25 protein-coding genes are annotated in these 21,672 nt (G+C 56.1%); 16 read left to right on the top strand and 9 right to left on the bottom strand.

Translation table 11 applies throughout. The features are described from left to right. Positions 1 to 22: 22 nt before the first annotated feature. A complete protein-coding gene (gene ulaG / locus PYR66_21290) occupies positions 23 to 1,087 on the bottom strand; it encodes an L-ascorbate 6-phosphate lactonase (protein WEF27781.1) in 1,065 nt (354 codons plus the stop codon). Positions 1,088 to 1,451: 364 nt separating this feature from the next. Here ulaG and ulaA point away from each other — a divergent pair, with 364 nt between their 5' ends. From ulaA to PYR66_21260, 6 genes are read left to right on the top strand one after another with little or no spacing between them, the layout of a single operon-like run. Continuing rightward, complete coding sequence (gene ulaA, locus PYR66_21285; protein WEF27780.1) at positions 1,452 to 2,852, top strand: PTS ascorbate transporter subunit IIC; 1,401 nt, start codon at positions 1,452 to 1,454, stop codon at positions 2,850 to 2,852. 12 nt (positions 2,853 to 2,864) lie between these two features. Then, positions 2,865 to 3,170, top strand: a complete 306-nt coding sequence (gene ulaB, locus PYR66_21280) for a PTS ascorbate transporter subunit IIB (GenBank protein WEF27779.1) — start codon at positions 2,865 to 2,867, stop codon at positions 3,168 to 3,170. Between the two features lie 9 nt (positions 3,171 to 3,179). Continuing rightward, positions 3,180 to 3,647 (top strand): PTS ascorbate transporter subunit IIA, encoded by a 468-nt coding sequence (gene ulaC / locus PYR66_21275; GenBank protein WEF27778.1) that lies wholly within the window; start codon positions 3,180 to 3,182, stop codon positions 3,645 to 3,647. Positions 3,648 to 3,662: 15 nt separating this feature from the next. Beyond that, positions 3,663 to 4,316 carry a 3-keto-L-gulonate-6-phosphate decarboxylase UlaD gene (gene ulaD, locus PYR66_21270; protein ID WEF27777.1) on the top strand — a complete coding sequence of 218 codons (654 nt, stop codon included), beginning with the start codon at positions 3,663 to 3,665 and terminating at the stop codon, positions 4,314 to 4,316. A gap of 9 nt (positions 4,317 to 4,325) precedes the next feature. Continuing rightward, positions 4,326 to 5,180: an L-ribulose-5-phosphate 3-epimerase gene (locus PYR66_21265; protein ID WEF27776.1), complete on the top strand. Its 855-nt coding sequence runs from the start codon at positions 4,326 to 4,328 to the stop codon at positions 5,178 to 5,180. Beyond that, positions 5,180 to 5,866 carry an L-ribulose-5-phosphate 4-epimerase gene (locus PYR66_21260; GenBank protein WEF27775.1) on the top strand — a complete coding sequence of 229 codons (687 nt, stop codon included), beginning with the start codon at positions 5,180 to 5,182 and terminating at the stop codon, positions 5,864 to 5,866. Before PYR66_21265 ends, PYR66_21260 begins: the two co-directional genes overlap by 1 nt. Before the next feature lie 309 nt (positions 5,867 to 6,175). Here PYR66_21260 and PYR66_21255 read toward each other — a convergent pair whose 3' ends face one another. Next, complete coding sequence (locus tag PYR66_21255) at positions 6,176 to 6,451, bottom strand: DUF1471 domain-containing protein (protein WEF27774.1); 276 nt, start codon at positions 6,449 to 6,451, stop codon at positions 6,176 to 6,178. Positions 6,452 to 6,790: 339 nt separating this feature from the next. Here PYR66_21255 and rpsF point away from each other — a divergent pair, with 339 nt between their 5' ends. From rpsF to PYR66_21230, 5 genes are all read left to right on the top strand, one after another. Then, positions 6,791 to 7,186, top strand: a complete 396-nt coding sequence (gene rpsF / locus PYR66_21250) for a 30S ribosomal protein S6 (GenBank protein WEF27773.1) — start codon at positions 6,791 to 6,793, stop codon at positions 7,184 to 7,186. Positions 7,187 to 7,191: 5 nt separating this feature from the next. Next, the gene (gene priB, locus PYR66_21245; protein WEF27772.1) at positions 7,192 to 7,506 is read left to right on the top strand and encodes a primosomal replication protein N; all 315 of its coding nucleotides are present in this window, start codon (positions 7,192 to 7,194) and stop codon (positions 7,504 to 7,506) included. Between the two features lie 4 nt (positions 7,507 to 7,510). Continuing rightward, positions 7,511 to 7,738, top strand: a complete 228-nt coding sequence (gene rpsR, locus PYR66_21240) for a 30S ribosomal protein S18 (GenBank protein WEF27771.1) — start codon at positions 7,511 to 7,513, stop codon at positions 7,736 to 7,738. A 41-nt stretch (positions 7,739 to 7,779) separates the two neighbouring features. Further along, positions 7,780 to 8,229, top strand: coding sequence for a 50S ribosomal protein L9 (rplI, locus tag PYR66_21235; GenBank protein ID WEF27770.1), 450 nt, complete (start codon positions 7,780 to 7,782; stop codon positions 8,227 to 8,229). Positions 8,230 to 8,374: 145 nt separating this feature from the next. Next, positions 8,375 to 9,310, top strand: coding sequence for a DMT family transporter (locus PYR66_21230; GenBank protein ID WEF27769.1), 936 nt, complete (start codon positions 8,375 to 8,377; stop codon positions 9,308 to 9,310). A 32-nt stretch (positions 9,311 to 9,342) separates the two neighbouring features. On the opposite strand, the gene PYR66_21225 is transcribed toward PYR66_21230, so the two are convergent. Continuing rightward, positions 9,343 to 10,029, bottom strand: a complete 687-nt coding sequence (locus PYR66_21225; GenBank protein WEF30519.1) for a LysM-like peptidoglycan-binding domain-containing protein — start codon at positions 10,027 to 10,029, stop codon at positions 9,343 to 9,345. 211 nt (positions 10,030 to 10,240) lie between these two features. On the opposite strand from PYR66_21225, the gene fklB reads away from it, so the two are divergent. Together fklB and cycA are read left to right on the top strand one after the other, a co-directional pair. Then, complete coding sequence (fklB, locus tag PYR66_21220; protein WEF27768.1) at positions 10,241 to 10,861, top strand: FKBP-type peptidyl-prolyl cis-trans isomerase; 621 nt, start codon at positions 10,241 to 10,243, stop codon at positions 10,859 to 10,861. 307 nt (positions 10,862 to 11,168) lie between these two features. Further along, positions 11,169 to 12,572 (top strand): D-serine/D-alanine/glycine transporter, encoded by a 1,404-nt coding sequence (gene cycA / locus PYR66_21215; GenBank protein ID WEF27767.1) that lies wholly within the window; start codon positions 11,169 to 11,171, stop codon positions 12,570 to 12,572. 116 nt (positions 12,573 to 12,688) lie between these two features. Here cycA and ytfE read toward each other — a convergent pair whose 3' ends face one another. From ytfE to PYR66_21195, 4 genes are all read right to left on the bottom strand, one after another. Beyond that, positions 12,689 to 13,351 (bottom strand): iron-sulfur cluster repair protein YtfE, encoded by a 663-nt coding sequence (ytfE, locus tag PYR66_21210; protein WEF27766.1) that lies wholly within the window; start codon positions 13,349 to 13,351, stop codon positions 12,689 to 12,691. Positions 13,352 to 13,433: 82 nt separating this feature from the next. Next, positions 13,434 to 14,408, bottom strand: a complete 975-nt coding sequence (locus tag PYR66_21205) for a DMT family transporter (GenBank protein ID WEF30518.1) — start codon at positions 14,406 to 14,408, stop codon at positions 13,434 to 13,436. Positions 14,409 to 14,484: 76 nt separating this feature from the next. Continuing rightward, positions 14,485 to 15,309: an AraC family transcriptional regulator gene (locus PYR66_21200; GenBank protein ID WEF27765.1), complete on the bottom strand. Its 825-nt coding sequence runs from the start codon at positions 15,307 to 15,309 to the stop codon at positions 14,485 to 14,487. A gap of 79 nt (positions 15,310 to 15,388) precedes the next feature. After that, positions 15,389 to 16,237 (bottom strand): SDR family oxidoreductase, encoded by an 849-nt coding sequence (locus tag PYR66_21195; GenBank protein ID WEF27764.1) that lies wholly within the window; start codon positions 16,235 to 16,237, stop codon positions 15,389 to 15,391. 90 nt (positions 16,238 to 16,327) lie between these two features. Here PYR66_21195 and PYR66_21190 point away from each other — a divergent pair, with 90 nt between their 5' ends. Next, entirely contained in the window at positions 16,328 to 16,699 is a 372-nt protein-coding gene (locus PYR66_21190; protein WEF30517.1) for a helix-turn-helix domain-containing protein, read from the top strand. Between the two features lie 1,001 nt (positions 16,700 to 17,700). On the opposite strand, the gene cpdB is transcribed toward PYR66_21190, so the two are convergent. Further along, positions 17,701 to 19,644, bottom strand: a complete 1,944-nt coding sequence (cpdB, locus tag PYR66_21185) for a 2',3'-cyclic-nucleotide 2'-phosphodiesterase (GenBank protein ID WEF27763.1) — start codon at positions 19,642 to 19,644, stop codon at positions 17,701 to 17,703. Between the two features lie 191 nt (positions 19,645 to 19,835). On the opposite strand from cpdB, the gene cysQ reads away from it, so the two are divergent. Continuing rightward, positions 19,836 to 20,579: a 3'(2'),5'-bisphosphate nucleotidase CysQ gene (cysQ, locus tag PYR66_21180; protein ID WEF27762.1), complete on the top strand. Its 744-nt coding sequence runs from the start codon at positions 19,836 to 19,838 to the stop codon at positions 20,577 to 20,579. On the opposite strand, the gene PYR66_21175 is transcribed toward cysQ, so the two are convergent. Continuing rightward, complete coding sequence (locus tag PYR66_21175) at positions 20,569 to 21,126, bottom strand: YtfJ family protein (GenBank protein WEF27761.1); 558 nt, start codon at positions 21,124 to 21,126, stop codon at positions 20,569 to 20,571. The genes cysQ and PYR66_21175 overlap by 11 nt on opposite strands. Positions 21,127 to 21,445: 319 nt before the next feature. Between PYR66_21175 and PYR66_21170 the strand changes: the two genes are divergently transcribed. Then, positions 21,446 to 21,652 (top strand): DUF1107 domain-containing protein, encoded by a 207-nt coding sequence (locus PYR66_21170; GenBank protein WEF27760.1) that lies wholly within the window; start codon positions 21,446 to 21,448, stop codon positions 21,650 to 21,652. Positions 21,653 to 21,672 lie beyond the last annotated feature (20 nt).

The following is a 21,672-nucleotide window of genomic DNA, read 5'->3' as shown; positions in this document are numbered from 1 at the left end:
GGGCGTGCCCGGCGCGATGAATTTATAAAAATGATTTAAACGGCAGATCCGGCTCAATGGTAAAGCAGTCATCAAAGCCGCGCGGGTAGTGATATTCAAAGTTGTCTTTATCCAGCGGCCAGGTGAATTTGCCGCCAACCTGCCAGATAAACGGTTTAAAGCCGTATTTCAGACGATCTTTTTTCATCTCCCACAGCACGCGGATCTCCTGTGGATCGGCCTGGAAGTTGGACCAGATATCATGGTGGAACGGGATCACCACTTTGGCATTCAGCGATTCCGCCATACGCAAGATGTCGGCGCTGGTCATTTTGTCGGTGATACCGCGCGGGTTTTCCCCGTATGAGCCGAGTGCGACGTCAATCTGATGCTCGTTGCCGTGTTTCGCGTAGTAGTTGGAGTAGTGGGAATCGCCGCTGTGGTACAGATTGCCACCCGGGGTTTTGAACAGGTAGTTAACCGCGCGCTGGTCCATGCCGTCCGGCAGCACGCCTGCGGCTTTTTGATCCGCCGGCAGAGTGATCAGTGCGGTGCGATCGAACGCGTCGAGCGCGTGGATCTCAATGTCCTTGATCTTCACGACATCGCCCGGCTTCATCACGATGCAGCGCGATTCCGGCACGCCCCAGCCAATCCACAAATCGACGCAGGTTTTTGGCCCGATAAACGGCACATCGTCAGCGCAGTTCTGCATCACGGCGGCGGCGACGTTGACGTCGATGTGGTCATTGTGATCGTGCGTCGCCAGTACGGCGTCAATGTGGCGGATAGCGAAGGGGTCGAGCACGAACGGGGTTGTGCGCAGGTTTGGTTGCAACTTTTTCACCCCTGCCATCCGTTGCATCTGGTGGCCGCTTTTCATCAGCGGGTTGCCATGGCTCTGCTTGCCGGTACCACACCAGAAATCGACGCAAATATTGGCGCCGCCTTCCGATTTCAGCCAGATACCGGTGCATCCCAGCCACCACATGGCGAAGGTGCCCGGCGCAACCTGCTCTTGTTCGATCTCTTCATTCAGCCAACTGCCCCATTCCGGGAAAGTGCTCAAAATCCAGGATTCACGGGTGATGGTTTGCACTTTACTCATCGATCTATTCCTCGTTTATTTCAAATTTAATCAATTTATGATTTATTTTGATTGATATTGGCACCATTTTTTCAGGAATGCAATCGACTATTTTTGATGCAAAGCGGAGATATTGTAGCGCTAACGCACTGATTAGCCCTGACTTTAATGTCGTGTTTGTATGTATATTATTGATATTAGTGGGTTGTTTGGTGTCTTGTCGATGTGGTGATAAATACACGTATAAAAAATGTGATTATTTGCGTGATGCGTCACATTTAATCAAATTCAATCTTGTTGTGATTGTTTTTGATTATTAGAGTGAGGGCGACGACAACTGCTGAGCGTTATGCGCGTTCAAAGCCTTCCTCTTCTGGAGTGTGTTATGGAGATCCTCTACAACATCTTTACCGTCTTCTTTAATCAGGTAATGACTAACGCCCCGCTGCTGCTGGGTATCGTGACCTGCCTTGGCTATATCCTGTTGCGCAAAAGCGTGAGCGTGATTATCAAAGGCACGATCAAAACCATCATCGGTTTCATGCTGTTACAAGCTGGCTCCGGCATTCTCACCAGCACCTTTAAACCGGTGGTGGCGAAAATGTCAGAGGTTTACGGCATCAATGGCGCGATTTCCGACACCTACGCCTCAATGATGGCGACCATCGATCGCATGGGCGAGGCCTATAGCTGGGTGGGATACGCGGTGCTATTGGCGCTGGCGCTGAACATCTGTTACGTCCTGCTGCGCCGCATAACCGGCATCCGCACCATCATGCTTACCGGCCATATCATGTTTCAGCAGGCGGGGCTGATTGCGGTCTCTTTCTTCATCTTCGGTTACTCCATGTGGACGACCATCATCTGCACTGCGGTACTGGTCTCCCTGTACTGGGGCATCACTTCCAACATGATGTACAAGCCGACCCAACTGGTCACCGACGGTTGCGGCTTCTCTATCGGCCATCAGCAGCAGTTCGCCTCGTGGATTGCCTACAAAGTGGCGCCGTATCTGGGGAAAAAAGAGGAAAGCGTAGAAGACCTTAAGCTGCCGGGCTGGCTGAATATCTTCCATGACAACATCGTCTCCACCGCGATTGTGATGACCATTTTCTTCGGCGCCATTTTGCTTTCCTTTGGCATTGACGTCGTGCAGGCGATGGCGGGGAAAACCCACTGGACGGTCTATATCCTGCAGACCGGTTTCTCCTTTGCTGTGGCTATTTTCATCATCACCCAGGGCGTGCGCATGTTCGTCGCCGAGCTGTCTGAAGCCTTCAACGGTATCTCTCAGCGTTTGATTCCCGGCGCGGTGCTGGCGATTGACTGCGCTGCTATCTATAGCTTCGCGCCGAACGCCGTGGTCTGGGGCTTTATGTGGGGCACCATCGGCCAATTGATTGCGGTGGGTATCCTCGTGGGCTGTGGTTCCTCCATCCTGATTATCCCTGGCTTTATCCCGATGTTCTTCTCTAACGCGACGATTGGCGTCTTTGCCAACCATTTCGGCGGCTGGCGCGCGGCGCTCAAGATCTGCCTGGTGATGGGCATGATTGAAATCTTCGGCTGCGTGTGGGCGGTGAAACTGACCGGCATGAGCGCCTGGATGGGCATGGCCGACTGGTCGATTCTGGCGCCGCCGATGATGCAGGGCTTCGCCTCCGTCGGGTTGGCGTTTATGGCCGTCATCATTCTGATTTCACTGGCTTATATGTTCTTCGCAGGCCGCACGCTGCGCGCCGAGGAAGACGCGGAAAAACAACTGGCAGAAGCCTCTGCTCAATAAGGAGTTCTGATTATGACCGTACGTATTCTGGCTGTGTGTGGCAACGGGCAAGGTAGTTCCATGATCATGAAAATGAAGGTGGACCAGTTCCTGACTCAATCCAACATCGACCATACGGTGAACAGCTGCGCGGTAGGAGAATATAAAAGCGAGCTGAACGGCGCGGATATCATCATCGCCTCGACCCATATCGCGGGCGAAATCACCGTCTCCGGCAACAAACACGTGGTAGGTGTGCGCAATATGCTTTCACCTGCGGATTTCGGCCCAAAACTGCTGGAGGTGATCAAAGCCCACTTCCCGCAGGATGTGAAATAAGGAGCCGCCATGAAACTCCATGATTCACTGGCACAGAACCACTCCATTCGCCTGCAGGCGGAAGCGGAAAGCTGGCAGGAGGCGGTGAAAATCGGCGTCGATCTGCTGGTGGCCGCCGACGTGGTGGAACCACGTTACTACCAGGCGATCCTCGAAGGCGTAGCGCAACATGGCCCCTATTTTGTTATCGCGCCGGGGCTGGCGATGCCGCACGGGCGCCCGGAAGAGGGCGTCAAGAAAACCGGCTTTGCACTGGTGACGCTGAAAAAACCACTGATTTTTAATCACGAAGATAACGACCCGGTCGACATCCTGATCACCATGGCGGCCGTTGACGCCGCCACCCACCAGGAAGTGGGCATCATGCAGATCGTTAATCTATTTGATGACGAAGCGAATTTCGACCGTTTACGCGCCTGCCGCACCGAGCAGGACGTGCTGGATTTAATTGAAAACGCCACCGCGGCGGCTGTTTAAGAGGGAGTTTATACGATGTCTCAGTTACCAATGTTGCAGGTTGCGCTGGATAACCAAACCTTGTCTCACGCCTATGAGACCACCCGACTGATCGCCGAAGAGGTGGATATCATTGAGGTGGGCACCATCCTCTGCGTCGGCGAAGGTGTGCGTGCCGTGCGCGATCTGAAGGCGCTATACCCACACAAAATCGTGTTGGCGGATGCCAAAATCGCCGATGCCGGCAAGATTCTGTCGCGCATGTGTTTTGAAGCCAACGCTGACTGGGTCACGGTGATCTGCTGCGCCGATATTAACACCGCCAAAGGGGCGTTGGATGTCGCCAGAGAATTCAATGGCGACGTACAGATTGAATTGACCGGCTTCTGGACCTGGGAGCAGGCGCAGGCGTGGCGAGATGCTGGCATTCAGCAGGTGGTTTACCACCGTAGCCGCGATGCGCAGGCGGCGGGCGTCGCATGGAGCGAGGCGGATATTAGCGCGATTAAACGTCTGTCCGATATGGGCTTCAAAGTGACGGTAACCGGCGGCCTGGCGCTGGAGGACCTGCCGCTGTTCGCCGGGATCCCTATTCATGTCTTTATTGCCGGGCGCAGCATTCGCGATGCCGCATCGCCGGTGGAAGCCGCGCGCCAGTTTAAACGCTCTATCGCCCAGTTGTGGGGTTAAGGAGCGGCTATGTTGTCGAAACAAATTCCGCTCGGCATCTATGAAAAAGCACTCCCCGCCGGGGAGTGCTGGCTGGCGCGACTACAACTGGCCAGGGATCTCGGCTTCGATTTCGTTGAAATGTCGCTTGATGAAACCGATGCTCGTCTGGCACGGCTGGACTGGAGCCCGGAACAGCGTCTGGCGCTGGTGAAGGCGGTGGCCGAGACCGGCGTGCGGGTACCGTCAATGTGTCTTAGCGCTCATCGCCGTTTTCCGCTTGGCAGCGAAGACGACGCGGTGCGTAACCAGGGGCTGGAGATAATGCGTAAAGCTATCCAGCTGGCGCAGGATGTGGGGATCCGGGTGATTCAGTTGGCGGGCTACGACGTCTACTATCAGCAGGCGAATGATCAGACGCGCCGTCGCTTTCGCAATGGCCTGAAAGAGAGCGTCGCGATGGCCAGCCGCGCGCAGGTGACGCTGGCGATGGAAATCATGGACTATCCGTTGATGAACTCGATCAGCAAGGCGCTGGGCTATGCCCACTATCTTAATAACCCGTGGTTCCAGCTTTATCCGGATATTGGCAACCTGTCGGCGTGGGATAACGATGTGCAGATGGAACTGCAGGCTGGTATGGGGCATATCGTGGCGGTGCACGTCAAAGACACTAAACCCGGCGTCTTTAAAAACGTGCCGTTCGGCGAAGGGGTGGTTGATTTTGAACGTTGCTTCGAGACGCTCAGGCAGACCGGCTATTGCGGCCCGTATCTGATTGAGATGTGGAGTGAAACGACAGATGACCCGGCAGCGGAAGTGGCGAAAGCGCGTGATTGGGTGAAAGCGCGGATGGCCCGCGCGGGCCTGACGGAGGCGGCATAATGCAGCAGCTTAAACAGCAGGTGTTTGAGGCTAATATGGATTTGCCGCGCTATGGGCTGGTGACTTTCACCTGGGGCAACGTCAGCGCGATCGACCGGGAGCGCGGGTTGGTGGTGATTAAACCCAGCGGCGTGGCCTATGAGTCGATGCGCGTCGATGATATGGCGGTGATCGATCTGCAGGGCAACGTGGTGGAAGGGCGCTGGCGTCCTTCTTCAGACACCGCCACTCATCTGGCGCTATATCGCCGCTATCCTGGTCTTGGCGGGGTGGTACATACCCATTCGACGCACGCCACCGCCTGGGCGCAGGCGGGGCTGGCGATCCCGGCGCTCGGCACCACCCATGCGGATTATTTCTTTGGCGATATTCCCTGTACCCGAGCGCTCAGCGCGCAGGAGGTGGATGAAGCCTATGAGCTGAACACCGGGCGGGTGATTATCGACACGCTGGGCGAGGCTGACCCGCTGCATACGCCGGGGATCATCGTCTATCAGCACGGGCCGTTCGCCTGGGGTAAAGACGCTCACGAGGCGGTGCATAATGCGGTAGTGCTGGAAGAAGTGGCGCGAATGGCGTGGATTGCTCGCGGGATTAATCCACAGCTGCAACCCATAGATCGCTGGCTGATGGAAAAGCATTTTCAACGTAAACACGGGCCAAACGCCTACTACGGCCAGAAGTAAGTTACGCGCTCCGGGGTCTTTCACCATCACGGTGAAGTAACTGGTCTGGCCCCGGAGCCGTTTTTTTAGTCCTGACTATAAGCCGACGGCATGCAGCGCATGCCGATTAATGTCAGCAGGTAAATAATCGCGCCTGCATAAAATGTTGATGCGGCGCTGAAGGTTTCCCAGAGCACCCCCGCGACGCCAACCTTAAATCAGGTTGCAATGCCGCTGATAAGTCAGTTGGCAAAGTAATTCTCAATGGCATTTAGTGGCTGTATTTAGCTCCGCCCCCCATCTGATGAGAGGCGAAGAATCGACCTGGCGTTAGCGATAAATAGCGGCGCTGGCGTGGATAAGGCCATTGCTCTGCGGTTCGTGAATCAGGATCGGCTGGAAGTACTTCGCTCCCAGGGCATCGCTTTCCTGGTTCAGGGCCTGGTCGGCCTCTTGTTCGCTAGCCATATTGTGGTTGATATAGATAACGCCCAGACTCTGTACATCGTCCATGTTGCGAGCCTGTCGTCCATCGATTTTGATGGCTGCCAGCGCGTTGGCGCTAAGGAGTAGCGCAGCCATAACGGCGATGATGAGACTTTTCATATGACGCTCCTTACTGACAGTACGGGTAAAACGCTGGACTCCTCTTGCTGGTGTCTGGCTACTGATTTAAGTGTAATCGCTGGCTGAGCGGTCGATAGCGACCTTTTCTGATGCAGTTGTTCAAAAAAGTGCCGCATTCCTTATTGGTTAATTTTAAATCATCCACTTAGCCCAGTTTGGCGTTGAGTGCGAATTATTTGTGCAAATCCGCTTGTCTTCCTGGGGGTCCGTAAGTAGAATGACGCGTCAATTTTTCAGCCGCCCTTTAACACGTTCCTTGCCTCCATGGGCCGCGGCTGACCCAGACAGGAGGCTGAATAATCCGTAAGGAGCAATTCGATGCGTCATTACGAAATCGTTTTTATGGTCCATCCTGACCAGAGCGAACAGGTTCCGGGCATGATCGAACGTTACACTGGTGCAATCACTGCAGCAGCAGGTACGATCCACCGTCTGGAAGACTGGGGCCGCCGTCAGCTGGCTTATCCGATCAACAAACTGCACAAAGCTCACTACGTTCTGCTGAACGTTGAAGCGCCGCAGGAAGCGATCGATGAGCTGGAAACTAACTTCCGCTTCAACGACGCCGTTATCCGCAGCATGGTAATGCGTACTAAGCACGCTGTTACCGAAGCATCTCCGATGGTTAAAGCGAAAGACGAGCGCCGTGAGCGTCGTGAAGATTTCGCTAACGAAACCGCAGATGATTCTGAAGCTGGGGATTCTGAAGAGTAATCCTGATGACCAACCGTCTGGTGTTGTCCGGCACCGTGTGCAGGATGCCCCTTCGAAAGGTCAGCCCGTCAGGAATTCCTCACTGCCAGTTCGTGCTTGAGCATCGTTCAGTGCAGGAGGAAGCCGGTTTTCACCGGCAGGCGTGGTGCCAAATGCCCGTTATTATTAGCGGACACGAGAACCAGGCCATTACTCACAGTATAACGGTCGGTAGCGCAGTCACCGTTCAAGGGTTCATTAGTTGCCATAAGGCAAAGAACGGCTTGAGTAAAATGGTCCTGCATGCCGAGCAGATTGAATTGATAGATTCTGGAGACTAGCCATATGGCACGTTATTTCCGTCGTCGCAAGTTCTGCCGTTTCACCGCGGAAGGCGTTCAAGAGATCGACTATAAAGATATCGCTACGCTGAAAAACTACATCACCGAAAGCGGTAAGATTGTCCCGAGCCGTATCACCGGTACCCGTGCAAAATATCAGCGTCAGCTGGCTCGCGCTATCAAACGCGCACGCTACCTGTCCCTGCTGCCGTACACTGATCGTCATCAGTAATCGGTCACGGTCCATTAATACGACTTTGAGAGGATAAGGTAATGCAAGTTATTCTGCTTGATAAAGTAGCAAACCTGGGTAGCCTGGGTGATCAGGTTAACGTTAAAGCGGGCTATGCTCGTAACTTCCTGGTACCACAGGGTAAAGCTGTTCCTGCTACCAAGAAAAACGTTGAGTTCTTCGAAGCGCGCCGCGCAGAACTGGAAGCCAAACTGGCTGACGTTCTGGCAGCTGCTAACGCACGTGCTGAAGCAATCAACGCACTGGGCACCGTTACCATCGCGTCCAAATCTGGCGACGAAGGTAAACTGTTCGGTTCCATCGGTACCCGCGACATCGCTGACGCTGTAACTGCAGCTGGCGTTGCCGTCGCTAAGAGCGAAGTTCGCATGCCGAACGGCGTTCTGCGCACCACCGGTGAGCACGAAGTAGACTTCCAGGTTCACAGCGAAGTATTCGCTAAACTGGTTGTTAACGTTGTAGCTGAGTAATTTTTTACTCAACTCACGTCGAGACGCCGGCCTTGTGCCGGCGTTTTGCTTTTTAGCGCCAGCCTATTTTTATCTGGTATGGTAGCTATTTTGTCCGACTTTCTGGATAATAAAATAAAACGCGATTTTATTTTCGGTGAAGTCCATGGACGCTTCCTCTACTCCCCCCTCGGTTTTTGCTAATAAAAAAGTGGCTTACGCCTGCGCGACGTTGTGCTGTTTGCTGTGGGGCAGTTCTTATCCCGCCATTAAAAACGGCTATGAACTTCTGCAGATCGCCACCGATGATGTCCCCTCGAAAATTGTCTTTGCAGGCTATCGCTTTCTGTTCGCGGGCTTATTGCTGCTGCTGTTTGCGCTGGCGCAGCGCAAACCGATCGCGCGGCTCAGTGGCCGCCAGTGCAGGCAGCTTGCAGTGCTAGGCTTGACGCAGACTGCCATCCAGTATGCCTTCTTCTACGTCGGTCTGGCGTTCACCACCGGGGTAAAAGGTTCAATCATGAATGCCACCGGGACGTTCTTCAGCGTACTGCTGGCGCATTTTATCTATCAAAATGACCGACTCAGCTACAACAAAACTATCGGCTGCGTCCTTGGGTTCGTCGGCGTGATGCTGGTGAATTTCAACCCCTCGCTGGGGGATTTCAACTTTGTCTGGCAGGGAGATGGTTTCGTGGTGCTGGCGGCGTTTATCCTTTCGGCGGCGACGCTGTACGGTAAGCGTATATCGCAAACCGTCGACCCGACGGTGATGACCGGCTGGCAGCTGGCTTTCGGCGGCCTGGTACTGGTGGTCGGGGGATACCTGAGCGGCGGGGAGCTGCGAATGCACAGCCTGACCGCGGCCATGATCCTCGGCTATTTAACCTTGCTGTCGTCGATTGCCTTTGCGCTGTGGAGCGTGTTGCTCAAACATAACCGCGTCAGCATGATTGCGCCGTTCAACTTTGTCATCCCCGTCGCCGGGACGGTGCTGTCGGCCATCTTCCTTGGCGAGAATATTTTGGACGTGAAATACGCGATAGCGCTGGTGCTGGTGTGTGCGGGGATCCGCTGGGTGAACAAGAGCCAGCTGCGCTAAGCCGGGTTTGCGACCCGGCTTAAGCTGAATGTTTAACGCGCGCGCAAGAAGCTACCGTTAGACTGGCGGGTAAACAGCACCTGCTGTCCGCCGTCGATATCAATCGCCAGCCCGGTGACCACGCCATTGGCATTCTGACGAACCTGGATCGTTTGCCCGGTTTGCAGCGAGCTCAGAGGTTTACCTGCCCCTTCAACCTGCGCCATCGCATACACATCGGTGGCTGGCAGTCCGTGGTCACGGAACAGCTGCGCCAGCGTTTTGCCGGATTCAATCCGGTAGGTGCGCCACTGCTGCTCAATCCCCGGCGCAGACTGTTGCTGCTGCGCTGGCTGCTGATACGGCTGGGAAGCCGCGGACGACTGATGATTCTGCGCCTGATCCGGCTGTTCATCCTGAATAGCTTCAGGTGCCACCGGCGCGACCTGATCGGCGTCGCTGACCGTTGGCGTATTGGTTATCGGCGGCAGCGGTACCGCCTGGTTGCCGGCACCTTGCGGCTGGGACTGCGACTGCAGATCGAGACTGGCCTCGCGGCTGGTCTGCGTCGTCGGTGCGCTGTCGTCGCCGGATGGGAGCAGGATGCCGATAATAACCAGCAGGGCGCCGGCGATAATCCCGCGGCGGTGCATGGGCGGTAGCGGATCCATGAGACGAAGTTGATCCGGGGCGTGCCAGATCTTCGCCAGGGTAGATGTCAGTTCAAAGCGCCCGGGCATGGCTTTCCTCCTGCTCCGCATATTTTTATCCTGCTCATGAGTATAGTCGGCTAACATCCTGATGACAGAGGTTATAACCTGATACCGCCTATTGTTTCTGTTTCGCTGAGATTTGTCATCATCCGCCGACAAAGTTTTACCCATTCCGCCGGGGCTGTTATGCTTTTGGACGTTTTTCTCTTGATGTTTATCACCCAAAAAAGGAACAAAGATGGCAACCCCGACTTTTGACACTATCGAAGCGCAGGCAAGTTACGGTATCGGCTTGCAGGTTGGACAACAACTGAGCGAATCCGGCCTGCAGGGGCTGCTGCCGGAAGCGCTGGTTGCCGGCATCGCTGACGCGCTGGAAGGTAATCAACCGCAGGTGCCGGTAGAAGCCGTACACCGCGCGCTGCGTGAAATCCACGAACGCGCGGACGCCGTGCGTCGCGAGCGTTTCCAGGCGATGGCCGCCGACGGTCAGAAATACCTGGATGAGAACCGTGAAAAAGAAGGCGTGAACAGCACCGAATCCGGCCTGCAGTTCCGCGTCCTGACTCAGGGCGAAGGCCCGATCCCGGCACGTACCGACCGCGTACGCGTTCACTATACCGGTAAGCTCATCGACGGCACCGTCTTCGACAGCTCCGTCGCGCGCGGCGAACCGGCAGAGTTCCCGGTCACTGGCGTTATCGGCGGCTGGATTGAAGCGCTGACCCTGATGCCGGTGGGTTCCAAATGGGAACTGACTATTCCACACAACCTGGCTTACGGCGAGCGCGGCGCGGGTGCTTCTATTCCGCCATTCAGCACCCTGGTCTTTGAAGTCGAGCTGCTGGACATTATCTAAGCGCCAGGGGCTTCCTCTCCCGCCAGGGAGGGGAGGCCAATAAAAACAGCGTAAAATCCTTAAGTTAGAGATTTAATGGAATTTTGTATTGCATATAAGTTCGTTGAGTGTATTTTTGTGAGCTGTTTCGCGGTACATTGGTGATATAACACTCACTTTAAACATAAAATTAACATTATATCTAAATCATAGTATTCATCCCTCCGATTCTTACCTAATATCGATGAACCCTCTTGCCAGGGTTGCGACAAATGACAGGCCAATAGAGCCTGAACAACACAGACAGGTACAACAGGAAGAAAATCACATGGTAGATCAGGTCAAAGTCGTCGCCGACGAACAGGAGACGACTGAACAATCGCTACGGCGAAATCTCACAAACCGACATATTCAGCTCATTGCTATCGGCGGCGCGATCGGCACCGGACTGTTTATGGGTTCCGGCAAAACCATCAGCCTCGCCGGGCCATCCATCATTTTTGTTTATATGATCATCGGTTTTATGCTGTTCTTCGTCATGCGCGCGATGGGCGAATTACTGCTGTCGAACCTCGAATACAAATCGTTCAGTGATTTTGCCGCCGATCTGCTGGGACCGTGGGCAGGGTATTTTACCGGCTGGACCTACTGGTTCTGCTGGGTGGTGACCGGAATGGCGGACGTGGTGGCGATCACCGCCTACGCGCAGTTCTGGTTCCCCGGGCTCTCTGACTGGGTCGCTTCGCTGGCGGTAATCCTGTTGCTGCTGGGCCTGAACCTCGCTACCGTGAAGATGTTCGGTGAGATGGAGTTCTGGTTCGCGATGATTAAAATCGTCGCTATCGTGGCGCTGATCGTGGTCGGCCTGGTGATGGTGATGATGCACTTTAAATCGCCAACCGGCGTCGAGGCTTCTTTCTCCCATTTGTGGAATGACGGCGGCTGGTTCCCGAAAGGCCTGAGCGGCTTCTTTGCCGGCTTCCAGATAGCGGTGTTCGCCTTCGTGGGGATTGAGCTGGTTGGTACGACGGCGGCTGAAACCAAGGACCCGGAGAAATCGCTGCCACGCGCGATTAACTCGATTCCGCTGCGTATCATTATGTTCTACGTCTTCGCGCTGATTGTCATTATGTCGGTGACGCCGTGGAGCTCGGTCGTGCCGAGTAAGAGCCCGTTTGTTGAGCTGTTTGTCCTCGTGGGGCTGCCAGCCGCCGCCAGCCTGATTAACTTCGTGGTGCTGACGTCCGCTGCCTCGTCCGCCAACAGCGGCGTGTTCTCTACCAGCCGTATGCTGTTCGGCCTGGCGCAGGATGGACAGGCGCCGAAAATGTTCGCCAAGCTGTCGAAGCGTGCGGTACCGGCGAAGGGCTTAACCTTCTCCTGCATGTGCCTGCTGGGCGGGGTGGTGATGCTGATGGTCAACCCGAGCGTGATTGCCGCATTCACCATGATCACCACGGTATCGGCGATTCTGTTCATGTTCGTCTGGACGATTATCCTCTGCTCTTACCTGGTTTATCGTAAGCAGCGTCCGCAGCTGCACGAGAAGTCCAAATATAAGATGCCGATGGGTAAAGTGATGTGCTGGGTATGCATGGCCTTCTTCGTCTTCGTACTGGTGCTGTTGACGCTGGAAGACGATACCCGTGAAGCGCTGATGGTGACCCCGCTGTGGTTCATCCTGCTGGGCGCGGGCTGGTTGTTTGCCGGTAAGAAGCGTCTGGCGAAATAAAAAATCGCCGGGAGAGATTTTTAACGTTGCTTGCAACGGCCCGGCATAAAAAAAGGCCACCCGGAGTGGCCAATAAACTGACAATGTCGAGAGGGCGCCCGCGGGCGCCTTTTTTATTATTTTCCTGCGAGGGCACGCGGGAACAGAACGTTATTTTCCAGACTAATGTGTTCCATCAGATCGTCAATCATTTCGTTGATGCCGTTATACATTGCTTTCCAGGTCGTGCAGGCTTCCGGCGGCGGCGTCACGTTATTGGTGATGTGCTTGATGACTTCCAGCAGTTCGCCCGCTTCATCGTGCTCGCTTTCCATCACGCTGATTGGCCCGCCAGCTTGTGTGCCCATTCCCTGTTTGATCATCGGGAACAGGATCTGTTCTTCTTTCATCATATGGCTGGAGAGCTCCTGATGCAGCATCGTCAGGTATTTGGTCAACCCTTTCGGCACGTTCGGTTTGTCGGCATGGACGCGTTCAACCTTGGTGGCCTGCAGGATCAGTTCCGGCAGCTGTTCGCGGTGGCGATCGTGGTAGCGTACGATGATGTGGTCGATGATTTCGGCGAACGGCGCGACGCGCCAGTCGCGCTCGATCGGCTGCTCGGCCAGTTGAGCCAGTTCGGCTTCAATCACCGCGACATCCAGCTCTTTACGCGTCGCCGCGCGATCCAGGGTCTGTTTGCCGCCGCAGCAGTAATCCATATCGTATTTACGGAACAGCGCGGAGGCGCGTGGGATCGTCAACGCCAGCTCGCCTAAAGGTTGGTCACGGAAAGCCATAGCTATTACCTCGTCATCAAAAATATAAGATGTATTTTAAATGCATCTTTAACTCAAGGGAATACCCCTTTGGGATACCAGGCTATTTTTTTTGCTCGATGCTCAGTTCCTGCAGAGCCGGTTTTTCCGGACGAGCGCGAACCGCCGACACGACGCCGAGTACCAGCAGCAGGATCCCGCTAAGCGTCAGCAGCGGCGGTAGGCTCTGGCGCAACAGAAAGGTATACAGTAAACCTGCCAGGGTTTCGAAGACGATCAGTGGCCCGAGGATCACCGTCGGCAGACGCTGGCTGGCGATGTTCCAGCACAGCGCGCCAACCCACGAGCAGAGCACGGCAATCGCCAGCATCAGCGCGATGAATACTGCCGGACGTGGGCCGAAAGGGAGCGGGAAATCGAGGTGTTGTCCTTGTAGCCACCCGCAGGCGGCAATATAGCCGATGAACGATACTGGCAGGGTAACCAGCGCCTGCGCGGTGGCCCACATCATCGGCGGCTTATCCGGGTTTTCGCGCAGCCAGCGGGCGTTGCGTAAGGCATACCAGGCCCAGCAGACGACAGCGATCAGCGCGAGGGCAATACCCGAACCATAGCGCCAGGGGCTGAAATCAGGGAGTCCGTGCTGTAGTTCGGCGATGTTGACGCACACCAGCCCCAACGCGATGCAGATCAGCGCCGGGAACAGCCGCCGCCACGGTAGTTTGCCGTCGCGCTGGCTATATAACAGATTGGCGCACACCGGCAGCACCACTGGCAGCGTGCCGATGATCATCGTCGAGACCGGCGCGCCGGTGCGCTGGATGGCGCTGGCGAGACAGAAGTAATAAATCAGGTTGCCCATCATGGTCAGCGCCAGCGCGGTTCGCCAGTCGCGGCCGCTCAGCTGACGCAGACGCGTGCGGCCCAGCCACGCCAGCGGCAGGGCGATCAGCCCCAGCGCCAGATAGCGCCCCATCGACTGCAATACCGCCGGGTATTCCGGCACCAGCACCGGGCCGACGAAAATCAGTCCCCACATCAACCCCGCCAGCAGGGCATACAACACGCCGCTAACCATCATCACATCCATCGTCAATTTGCTTGTGAAAAGTGTAGGAGAGGCGCGAGGAAAGAATATTGTATGAGATTGCGCATTAGCGCCCGGCAACCTGCTTTTGATAGCGCACTGGCGTAATACCGTAGCGGTGGGTGAAGGCGCGCGTCAGATGCGACTGGTCGGTCAGTCCGGCGGCAACGGCAACCTCGGCGGCGGGCATGCCGTGGGTCAGAAACGCCTTGGCGCGCCACAGGCGGATAGCCATCAGCATCTGGTGCGGCGTCACATGAAAGTGGGCTTTAAACTGGCGCTGGAAATGATAAGGGCTGAGCGCTGCAACCTGCGCCAGTTCGTCGAGGGTGACGGCGCGCATGTAATTATCGTGCAGATAGTCGCGTACCCGATCGAAGCGGTGCGCGGACTCCGGGAGCACTGGCGCATGATGGGCCAGCGGACGGAAGGTATCGATCAGGTCGAGCAGCATCCCCTGCTGTGTCAGCGGGTCATCGGTGTGCCACAGGCCGTAAATCAGTTGGCCGAGCTGTCGGGAACGTAGCGGATCCTGGCGGACGACCTCACTGAACCACCAATCACGCACCCCGGTGATCGCTTGCAGGCGGTCTGGATCCAGATAAATCATCCGATAGCGCCAGCCGTCGGCGGTTTCCGCTTCGCCGGTATGTATCTCGTCCGGGTTCATGGTGACGATGGAATTGGCGGAGGCTACGTGCTGGCTACCGCGATAACGAAAGCGCTCGGCGCCGAGTTCAATGACGCCGACCCCAAAGGCCTCGTGGGTGTGCGGCTCAAAGGCGTAGCGGGAGATATGGGCATGGTACAGTTCAACGCCGGGCAGTTGTTCGAGGTGACGAAAGCGCGCGCGGTCTTTTTCATCGCTAAATTGTTGTGGGACGCCCTGCATGTCATGCCTCCTGACGATTCATCCCTTCATTATTAGAGATGAACCGCCGGGATGCTACCGCAAAAGATGACAGGTACGGTTACAGGATGCCTTTCACGCTTTCGGCAAGCGTGGTGGTGGGGCGGCCAATCAGTTTGCTCAGCGTACGGCTATCGTCAAACAGCCCGCCTTGCGACGCGCCGATATCGGAGTCCGCCAGCATATCGGCAAGCCCCGCCGGTAGGCCGACGCTTTTCAGCGCGGCGGCGAAATCCGCTTCGCTGAGATTCTGATACACCACGTTTTTCCCGCTTTGTTTACTCAACTCGGCGGCCAGTTCGCTCAGGGGCCAGGCGTGGTCGCCCGCCAGTTCGTAGACTTTCCCGGCATGACCTTCTTCGGCAATAACGCGCGCGGCAGCGGCGGCATAATCAGCGCGGGTGGCGGAGGCGATTTTGCCCTCACCGGCGGCGCCGATAAACACGCCATGTTCCAGCGCGGGAGGTGCGCTGGCCAGATAGTTTTCCGTGTACCAACCGTTGCGCAGCAGCGCATAAGCGATAGCGGAATCGGCAAGCATTTGCTCGGTTTCAATATGTTCACCCGCCAGACCCAGCGGTGATTGGTCGGCGTGCAGCAGGCTGGTGTAGGCGATAAATTTCACGCCAGCGGTTTTGGCGGCGTTGATAACGTTACGGTGCTGGACGGCGCGCTGGCCGACTTCGCTTGAGGAAATCAGCAGCAGTTTATCAACGCCCTGTAGCGCGGCGGCGAGCGCGGCTTCATCGCCGTACTCGGCCTGACGGACGACGACGCCCTGCTGGCTGAGGGCTTGCGCCTTCGCCGGGTTACGGACAATTGCCACAATCTGGCTGGCTGGAACGGTTTTTAACAGGTCTTGTAGAACGTGTTGGCCAAGCTGGCCGGTGGCGCCGGTAATCGCGATCATGGGTCTTCTCCTTCGGGTTCATTGGCAGTTGTGGTAAGCTAACACCTTAACTAACTTTTAGTAAGTACGCACAAAAAGGTAAGTATGAAAATAGCCGAACCGACGCTGAGCGATAAACTGCGCAACGGCAATCTGTTTGCGGAACAGTGTCCGTCGCGCGATGTGCTGAAACATGTGACCAGCCGCTGGGGCGTTTTGATTCTGGTGGCGCTGCGCGAGGGAACCCATCGCTTTAGCGATTTGCGCCGCAAGATGGGCGGCGTGAGCGAGAAGATGCTGGCGCAATCGCTACAGGCGCTGGAACAGGATGGTTTTATCGACCGCGTCTCTTATCCGGTGGTGCCGCCGCATGTTGAATATAGCCTGACGCCGCTCGGCCTGCAGGTGAGCGAGAAGGTGGCGGCGCTGGCAGATTGGATCGAGCTGAATCTCCCCGCGGTGCTGGCCAACCACGGGGAGTGAAAATGTATCACTCCCTGTCGCCCCGGACAGCGGCGCGATGCGCCTTATCCGGGCTACCAGTCTGCCCCGATTTGTAGCCCCGGTAAGCGCAGCGCAACCGGGGAGATGTTCCCGGCCAGCGGCACGACGCGCCTTATCCGGGCTACCGGTCTACCCCGGCTTGTAGCCCCGGTAAGCGTAGCGCAACCGGGGAGATGTTCCCGGACAGCGGCGCGATGCGCCTTATCCGGGCTACCAGTCAACCCCGACTTGTAGCCCCGGTAAGCGCAGCACAACCGGGGAGATGTTCCCGGACAGCGGCGCGATGCACCTTCTCCGGACTACCAGTCTGCCCCGGTTTGTAGCCCCGGTAAGCGTAGCGCAACCGGGGAGATGTTCCCGGACAGCGGCGTGACGCGCCTTCTCCGGACTACCAGTCTGCCCCGATTTGTAGCCCCGGTAAGCGCAGCGTAACCGGGGAGATGTTCCCGGGCAGCGGCGCGATGCGCCTTCTCCGGGCTACCAGCCTGCCCCGACTTGTAGCCCCGGTAAGCGCAGCGTAACCGGGGAGATGTTCCCGGACAGCGGCGCGATGCGCCTTATCCGGGCTACCGGTCTGCCCCGGTTTGTAGCCCCGGTAAGCGCAGCGCAACCGGGGAGATGTTCCCGGACAGCGGCGCGATGCGCCTTATCCGGGCTACCGGTCTGCCCCGATTTGTAGCCCCGGTAAGCGTAGGGCAACCGGGGAGATGTTCCCGGACAGCGGCGCGATGCGCCTTATCCGGGCTACCAGTCTGCCCCGATTTGTAGCCCCGGTAAGCGTAGGGCAACCGGGGAGATGTTCCCGGACAGCGGCGCGATGCGCCTTATCCGGGCTACCAGTCTGCCCCGATTTGTAGCCCCGGTAAGCGTAGGGCAACCGGGGAGATGTTCCCGGACAGCGGCGCGATGCGCCTTATCCGGGCTACCAGTCTGCCCCGATTTGTAGCCCCGGTAAGCGCAGCGTAACCGGGGAACAGGCATTACTTACTCAAATCCAACTGATAAATCGCAAAGCCGATATCGTCGGTGGCGACCTGACGCATCGGATACTGCGCTTTCTCTTTGATAAACGCCGCCGCTTTGTCGCCCGGCGAGGTCTCAAAGCGAATATCCAGCGCTGTTTTGCTGTGGATCGGCGCCAGACGCCAGTTGTTATCCGCTGCCGGATGGATTGCGCCATCCTTCTTCGATTGCGCGCCAATCCACGCCGCCAGCACCGAGCGGTTTTCATCCGGCGAAGCGAAGGCGATATGGCTGTCGCCGGTACCGGCGAATTTACCGCCGTAGGCGCGATAGTTATTGGTGGCAACCAGGAAGGTGGCTTGTGGATCGATAGGCTTACCGTTAAAGGTCAGGTCCTTAATGCGTTCTGACTGCGGGTGAATCATCTGGCATTCGCCGTCGTAGCGGGCCGGCTGGCTAACGTCGATCTGGTAGTTCACGCCGTCAATCACGTCGAAGTTATAGGTACGAAAGCCGTCCCAGTTAATCAGTGATTGCGGTTTGCTGCTGGCGGGATCAATTTGGTTAAACTGCCCGGCGGAGCACTCCAGCCACTCCTTGACCTCTTTACCGCTGACCTTCATTACCACCAGGGTGTTCGGGTAGAGATAGAGATCGGCAGCGTTGCGGAAGGTGAGTTGGCCTTTTTCCACTTCCACGAAGCTTGCCGGATCGTTTTTACGCCCGCCGACTTTAAACGGCGCGGCGGCGGAAAGCACCGGCAATTTCGCCAGATCCGGATCGCCCTGAATGTAGTGTTCGACGTAGGCTTTCTGCGCCATGTTGACGACCTGTACTGTCGGGTCATCCTGCACCAACGCCAGGTAGCTGTACATGTTGTCGGCGGACTTGCCGATAGGCTTGCTGACGAATTCGCGGGTGGCGTCGTGATCGGCTTTCAGTACGGACACCATCTGGCTGTCTTCCGCCGCCAGCGATTTTTTCGCTACCGCGTCATAGATAGGCCGCGCTTCGGCTTTGGACTGCGTCACCTGCCATTTACCGCTGTCGTTATTCAGCACCAGATCGACTACGCCGAGATGATCGCCCCACATTCCCGGCATTACTGCCGGAATACCGTTCAGCGTGCCTTTGGCGATATCCGCGCCTTTGATGGCGGCGAAGTCTTTGCCCGGGAACACCGCATGGGCGTGGCCGAACATGATGGCGTCAACACCGGGTACCTGGCTTAAGTAGTAGACCGAGTTTTCCGCCATCGCCTGATACGGGTCGGCGGAGAGACCGGAATGTGCGACCACCACCACCACGTCCGCACCTTTCGCGCGCATCTCCGGGATATATTTACGCGCGGTTTCAGTAATGTCGTTGACCGTCACTTTGCCGCTCAAATTCGCTTTATCCCAGGTCATGATCTGCGGCGGTACAAAGCCGATATAACCGATGCGCAGGGTGTGGGATTGCCCGTCGCTGTCCTGCACCTGGGTATCCTGAATCAGATACGGCGTAAACATCGGTTTGCCGGTTTTGGCATCGATAATGTTGGCGTTCACGTAGGGGAATTTCGCTCCCGCCAGTGCCTTATGCAGGAACTCGAGACCATAGTTGAATTCATGGTTGCCGAGGTTGCCGACGGCGTAGTTGAGCGTGTTCATCGCTTTATAGACCGGATGCACATCGCCTTCTTTGAGCCCTTTTGCCGCCATATAGTCGCCCAGTGGACTACCCTGAATAACATCACCGTTATCCACCAGCACGCTGTTTTTCGCTTCCGCACGGGCCTTTTCAATCAGGCTGGCGGTGCGCACCAGGCCGAATTTTTCCGTGGCGGCATCTTTGTAGTAATCGAAATCCATCATATTGCTGTGCAGATCGGTGGTTTCCATGATCCGCAGGTCGACCGTCGCCGCGTTGACGCTGGCCGCCACCAGCGTGGCCAGCAGCGTTGCACTAAACTTAATCATCAGAGGCGTCCTTTTTTATGAGCTATGGCACAAAAGAAAATGTATTTACATTCTGTTGCTTACAGAATTGTGAATTCTGCCAGAAAAGCGTGAATGGAAACCGCTTGTGTTATCACAGATAGCGGAACTGGTGATGATGCGATATAAATAAAACAACGAGTTAACGCCACTGTAACCAGAAGAGGTGGAGAATGTTAGAACAAGTATGTCAGCTTGCACGGATTGCGGGCGATGCCATCATGGAAGTCTACGATGGGAACCAGCCGATGGATGTGAGCAGCAAAAAGGATGATTCTCCGGTTACCGCGGCGGATATCGCTGCGCATAACGTCATTGTCAGCGGCCTGCAGGCACTGGATCCGACGATCCCGATCTTGTCGGAAGAAGACCCGCCAGCGTGGGAAGTCCGCCAGCACTGGCAGCGTTACTGGCTGGTCGACCCGCTGGACGGCACCAAAGAATTTATCAAGCGCAACGGCGAATTCACCGTGAATATCGCGCTGATTGAACACGGCAAGCCGACGCTTGGCGTGGTCTACGCGCCAGTGATGAAAGTGATGTACAGCGCGGAACATGGCAAGGCATGGAAAGAAGAATGCGGCGTGCGCAAGCAGATTCAGGTACGCGATGCTCGCCCGCCGCTGGTGGTGATCAGCCGTTCTCACGGCAACGATCCGGAGCTGCAGGAGTACCTTGAGCAGCTCGGCGAGCACCAGACGACTTCTATCGGTTCATCGCTGAAGTTCTGCCTGGTGGCGGAAGGCCATGCCCAGCTGTATCCGCGCTTTGGGCCAACCAGCACCTGGGACACCGCCGCCGGCCATGCGGTAGCGGTTGCCGCCGGGGCGCACGTTCACGACTGGCAGGGCAAAACCCTCGACTACACGCCGCGTGAATCCTTCCTTAACCCCGGCTTCCGGGTCTCTATTTACTAAGCAGCTTATGCAGCAGGCCGACGACCTGCTGCACCTCTTGTTGGGTCAGCGCGCCGTCTTTCGCCCACTGGACGCGGCCCTCTTTATCTAAGACGACGATCGCCGAACTGCCTTCATCAAGCTGCCAGGCTTTGCGGGCGAGGCCGTTGCTATCGACGATAAACTGCGACCACGGGTACAGCTGCTTATTGCTTTCGATGCTGCTGCGCACGAACATTCCGGATCCAGGGATAGCGTCGTCGGTATTGACGATAGTGGTGGTCTGATAGCGATCGTGCGGCAAGCCGGCAGCCTTAATGGCCTCAATCAGATTAGCGTTTTTCTCTTTTGCCGAGGTGCGTCCGGCAATATGCTGGATGACGCGCACTTTTCCTGCCAGTTGCGCGCTATTCCAGTTTTTGTAGCTAAACTTATCGTTATTCAACACCAGTTCTCCGCGGTCGGCGATGCCTACCGACGCGACGCGCTGACCGTCGACAAAATTATGCGCCGAAGCCATTAACGGCAACAGGAGGGCGGAAACCGCCAGCAACTTACGTAGGGTCATAAGATTTCCTTTTTTATGTGCAGGTGATCCGACCACTTGGTCTGATTTAATGATAAGTGCGATTTGTCGCCATTACCCGCAATCGTGATGCCAGTTTGCGTGCTAACGCACACATTCGAAGAAAAACGGAAACTTATACTAACAATTGCGTATGCCTGAAATGAAAATTCTGAATTATTGTCATCAAAGGGTAAAAAAACTTATACAGACTGGGTGTCTTCAATAATCTGGACTATAGTTTTAGGGCATTAAAATTTGCGCTCCCATTACGCGGGCTAACTGTGGCGCCGCAGGAGCGTAACCCTGGCAGGAGACAACAATGAAAATTTTCCAACGCTACAATCCGCTGCAAGTGGCGAAGTACGTGAAGATCCTGTTTCGTGGACGGTTGTATATCAAGGACGTTGGCGCTTTTGAATTTGATAAGGGCAAAATCCTTATCCCGAAGGTTAAGGACAAGCTGCACTTATCAGTGATGTCCGAAGTCAATCGTCAGGTTATGCGTCTGCAAACGGAGATGGCATAACGGGGTATGACGAAGCAAAA

Source organism: Klebsiella aerogenes, assembly GCA_029027985.1.
GTDB classification, from domain to species: domain Bacteria; phylum Pseudomonadota; class Gammaproteobacteria; order Enterobacterales; family Enterobacteriaceae; genus Klebsiella; species Klebsiella aerogenes_A.
Note: the sequence above shows the minus strand (reverse complement) of the source record. Positions and strands in the feature narration are given on the sequence as shown.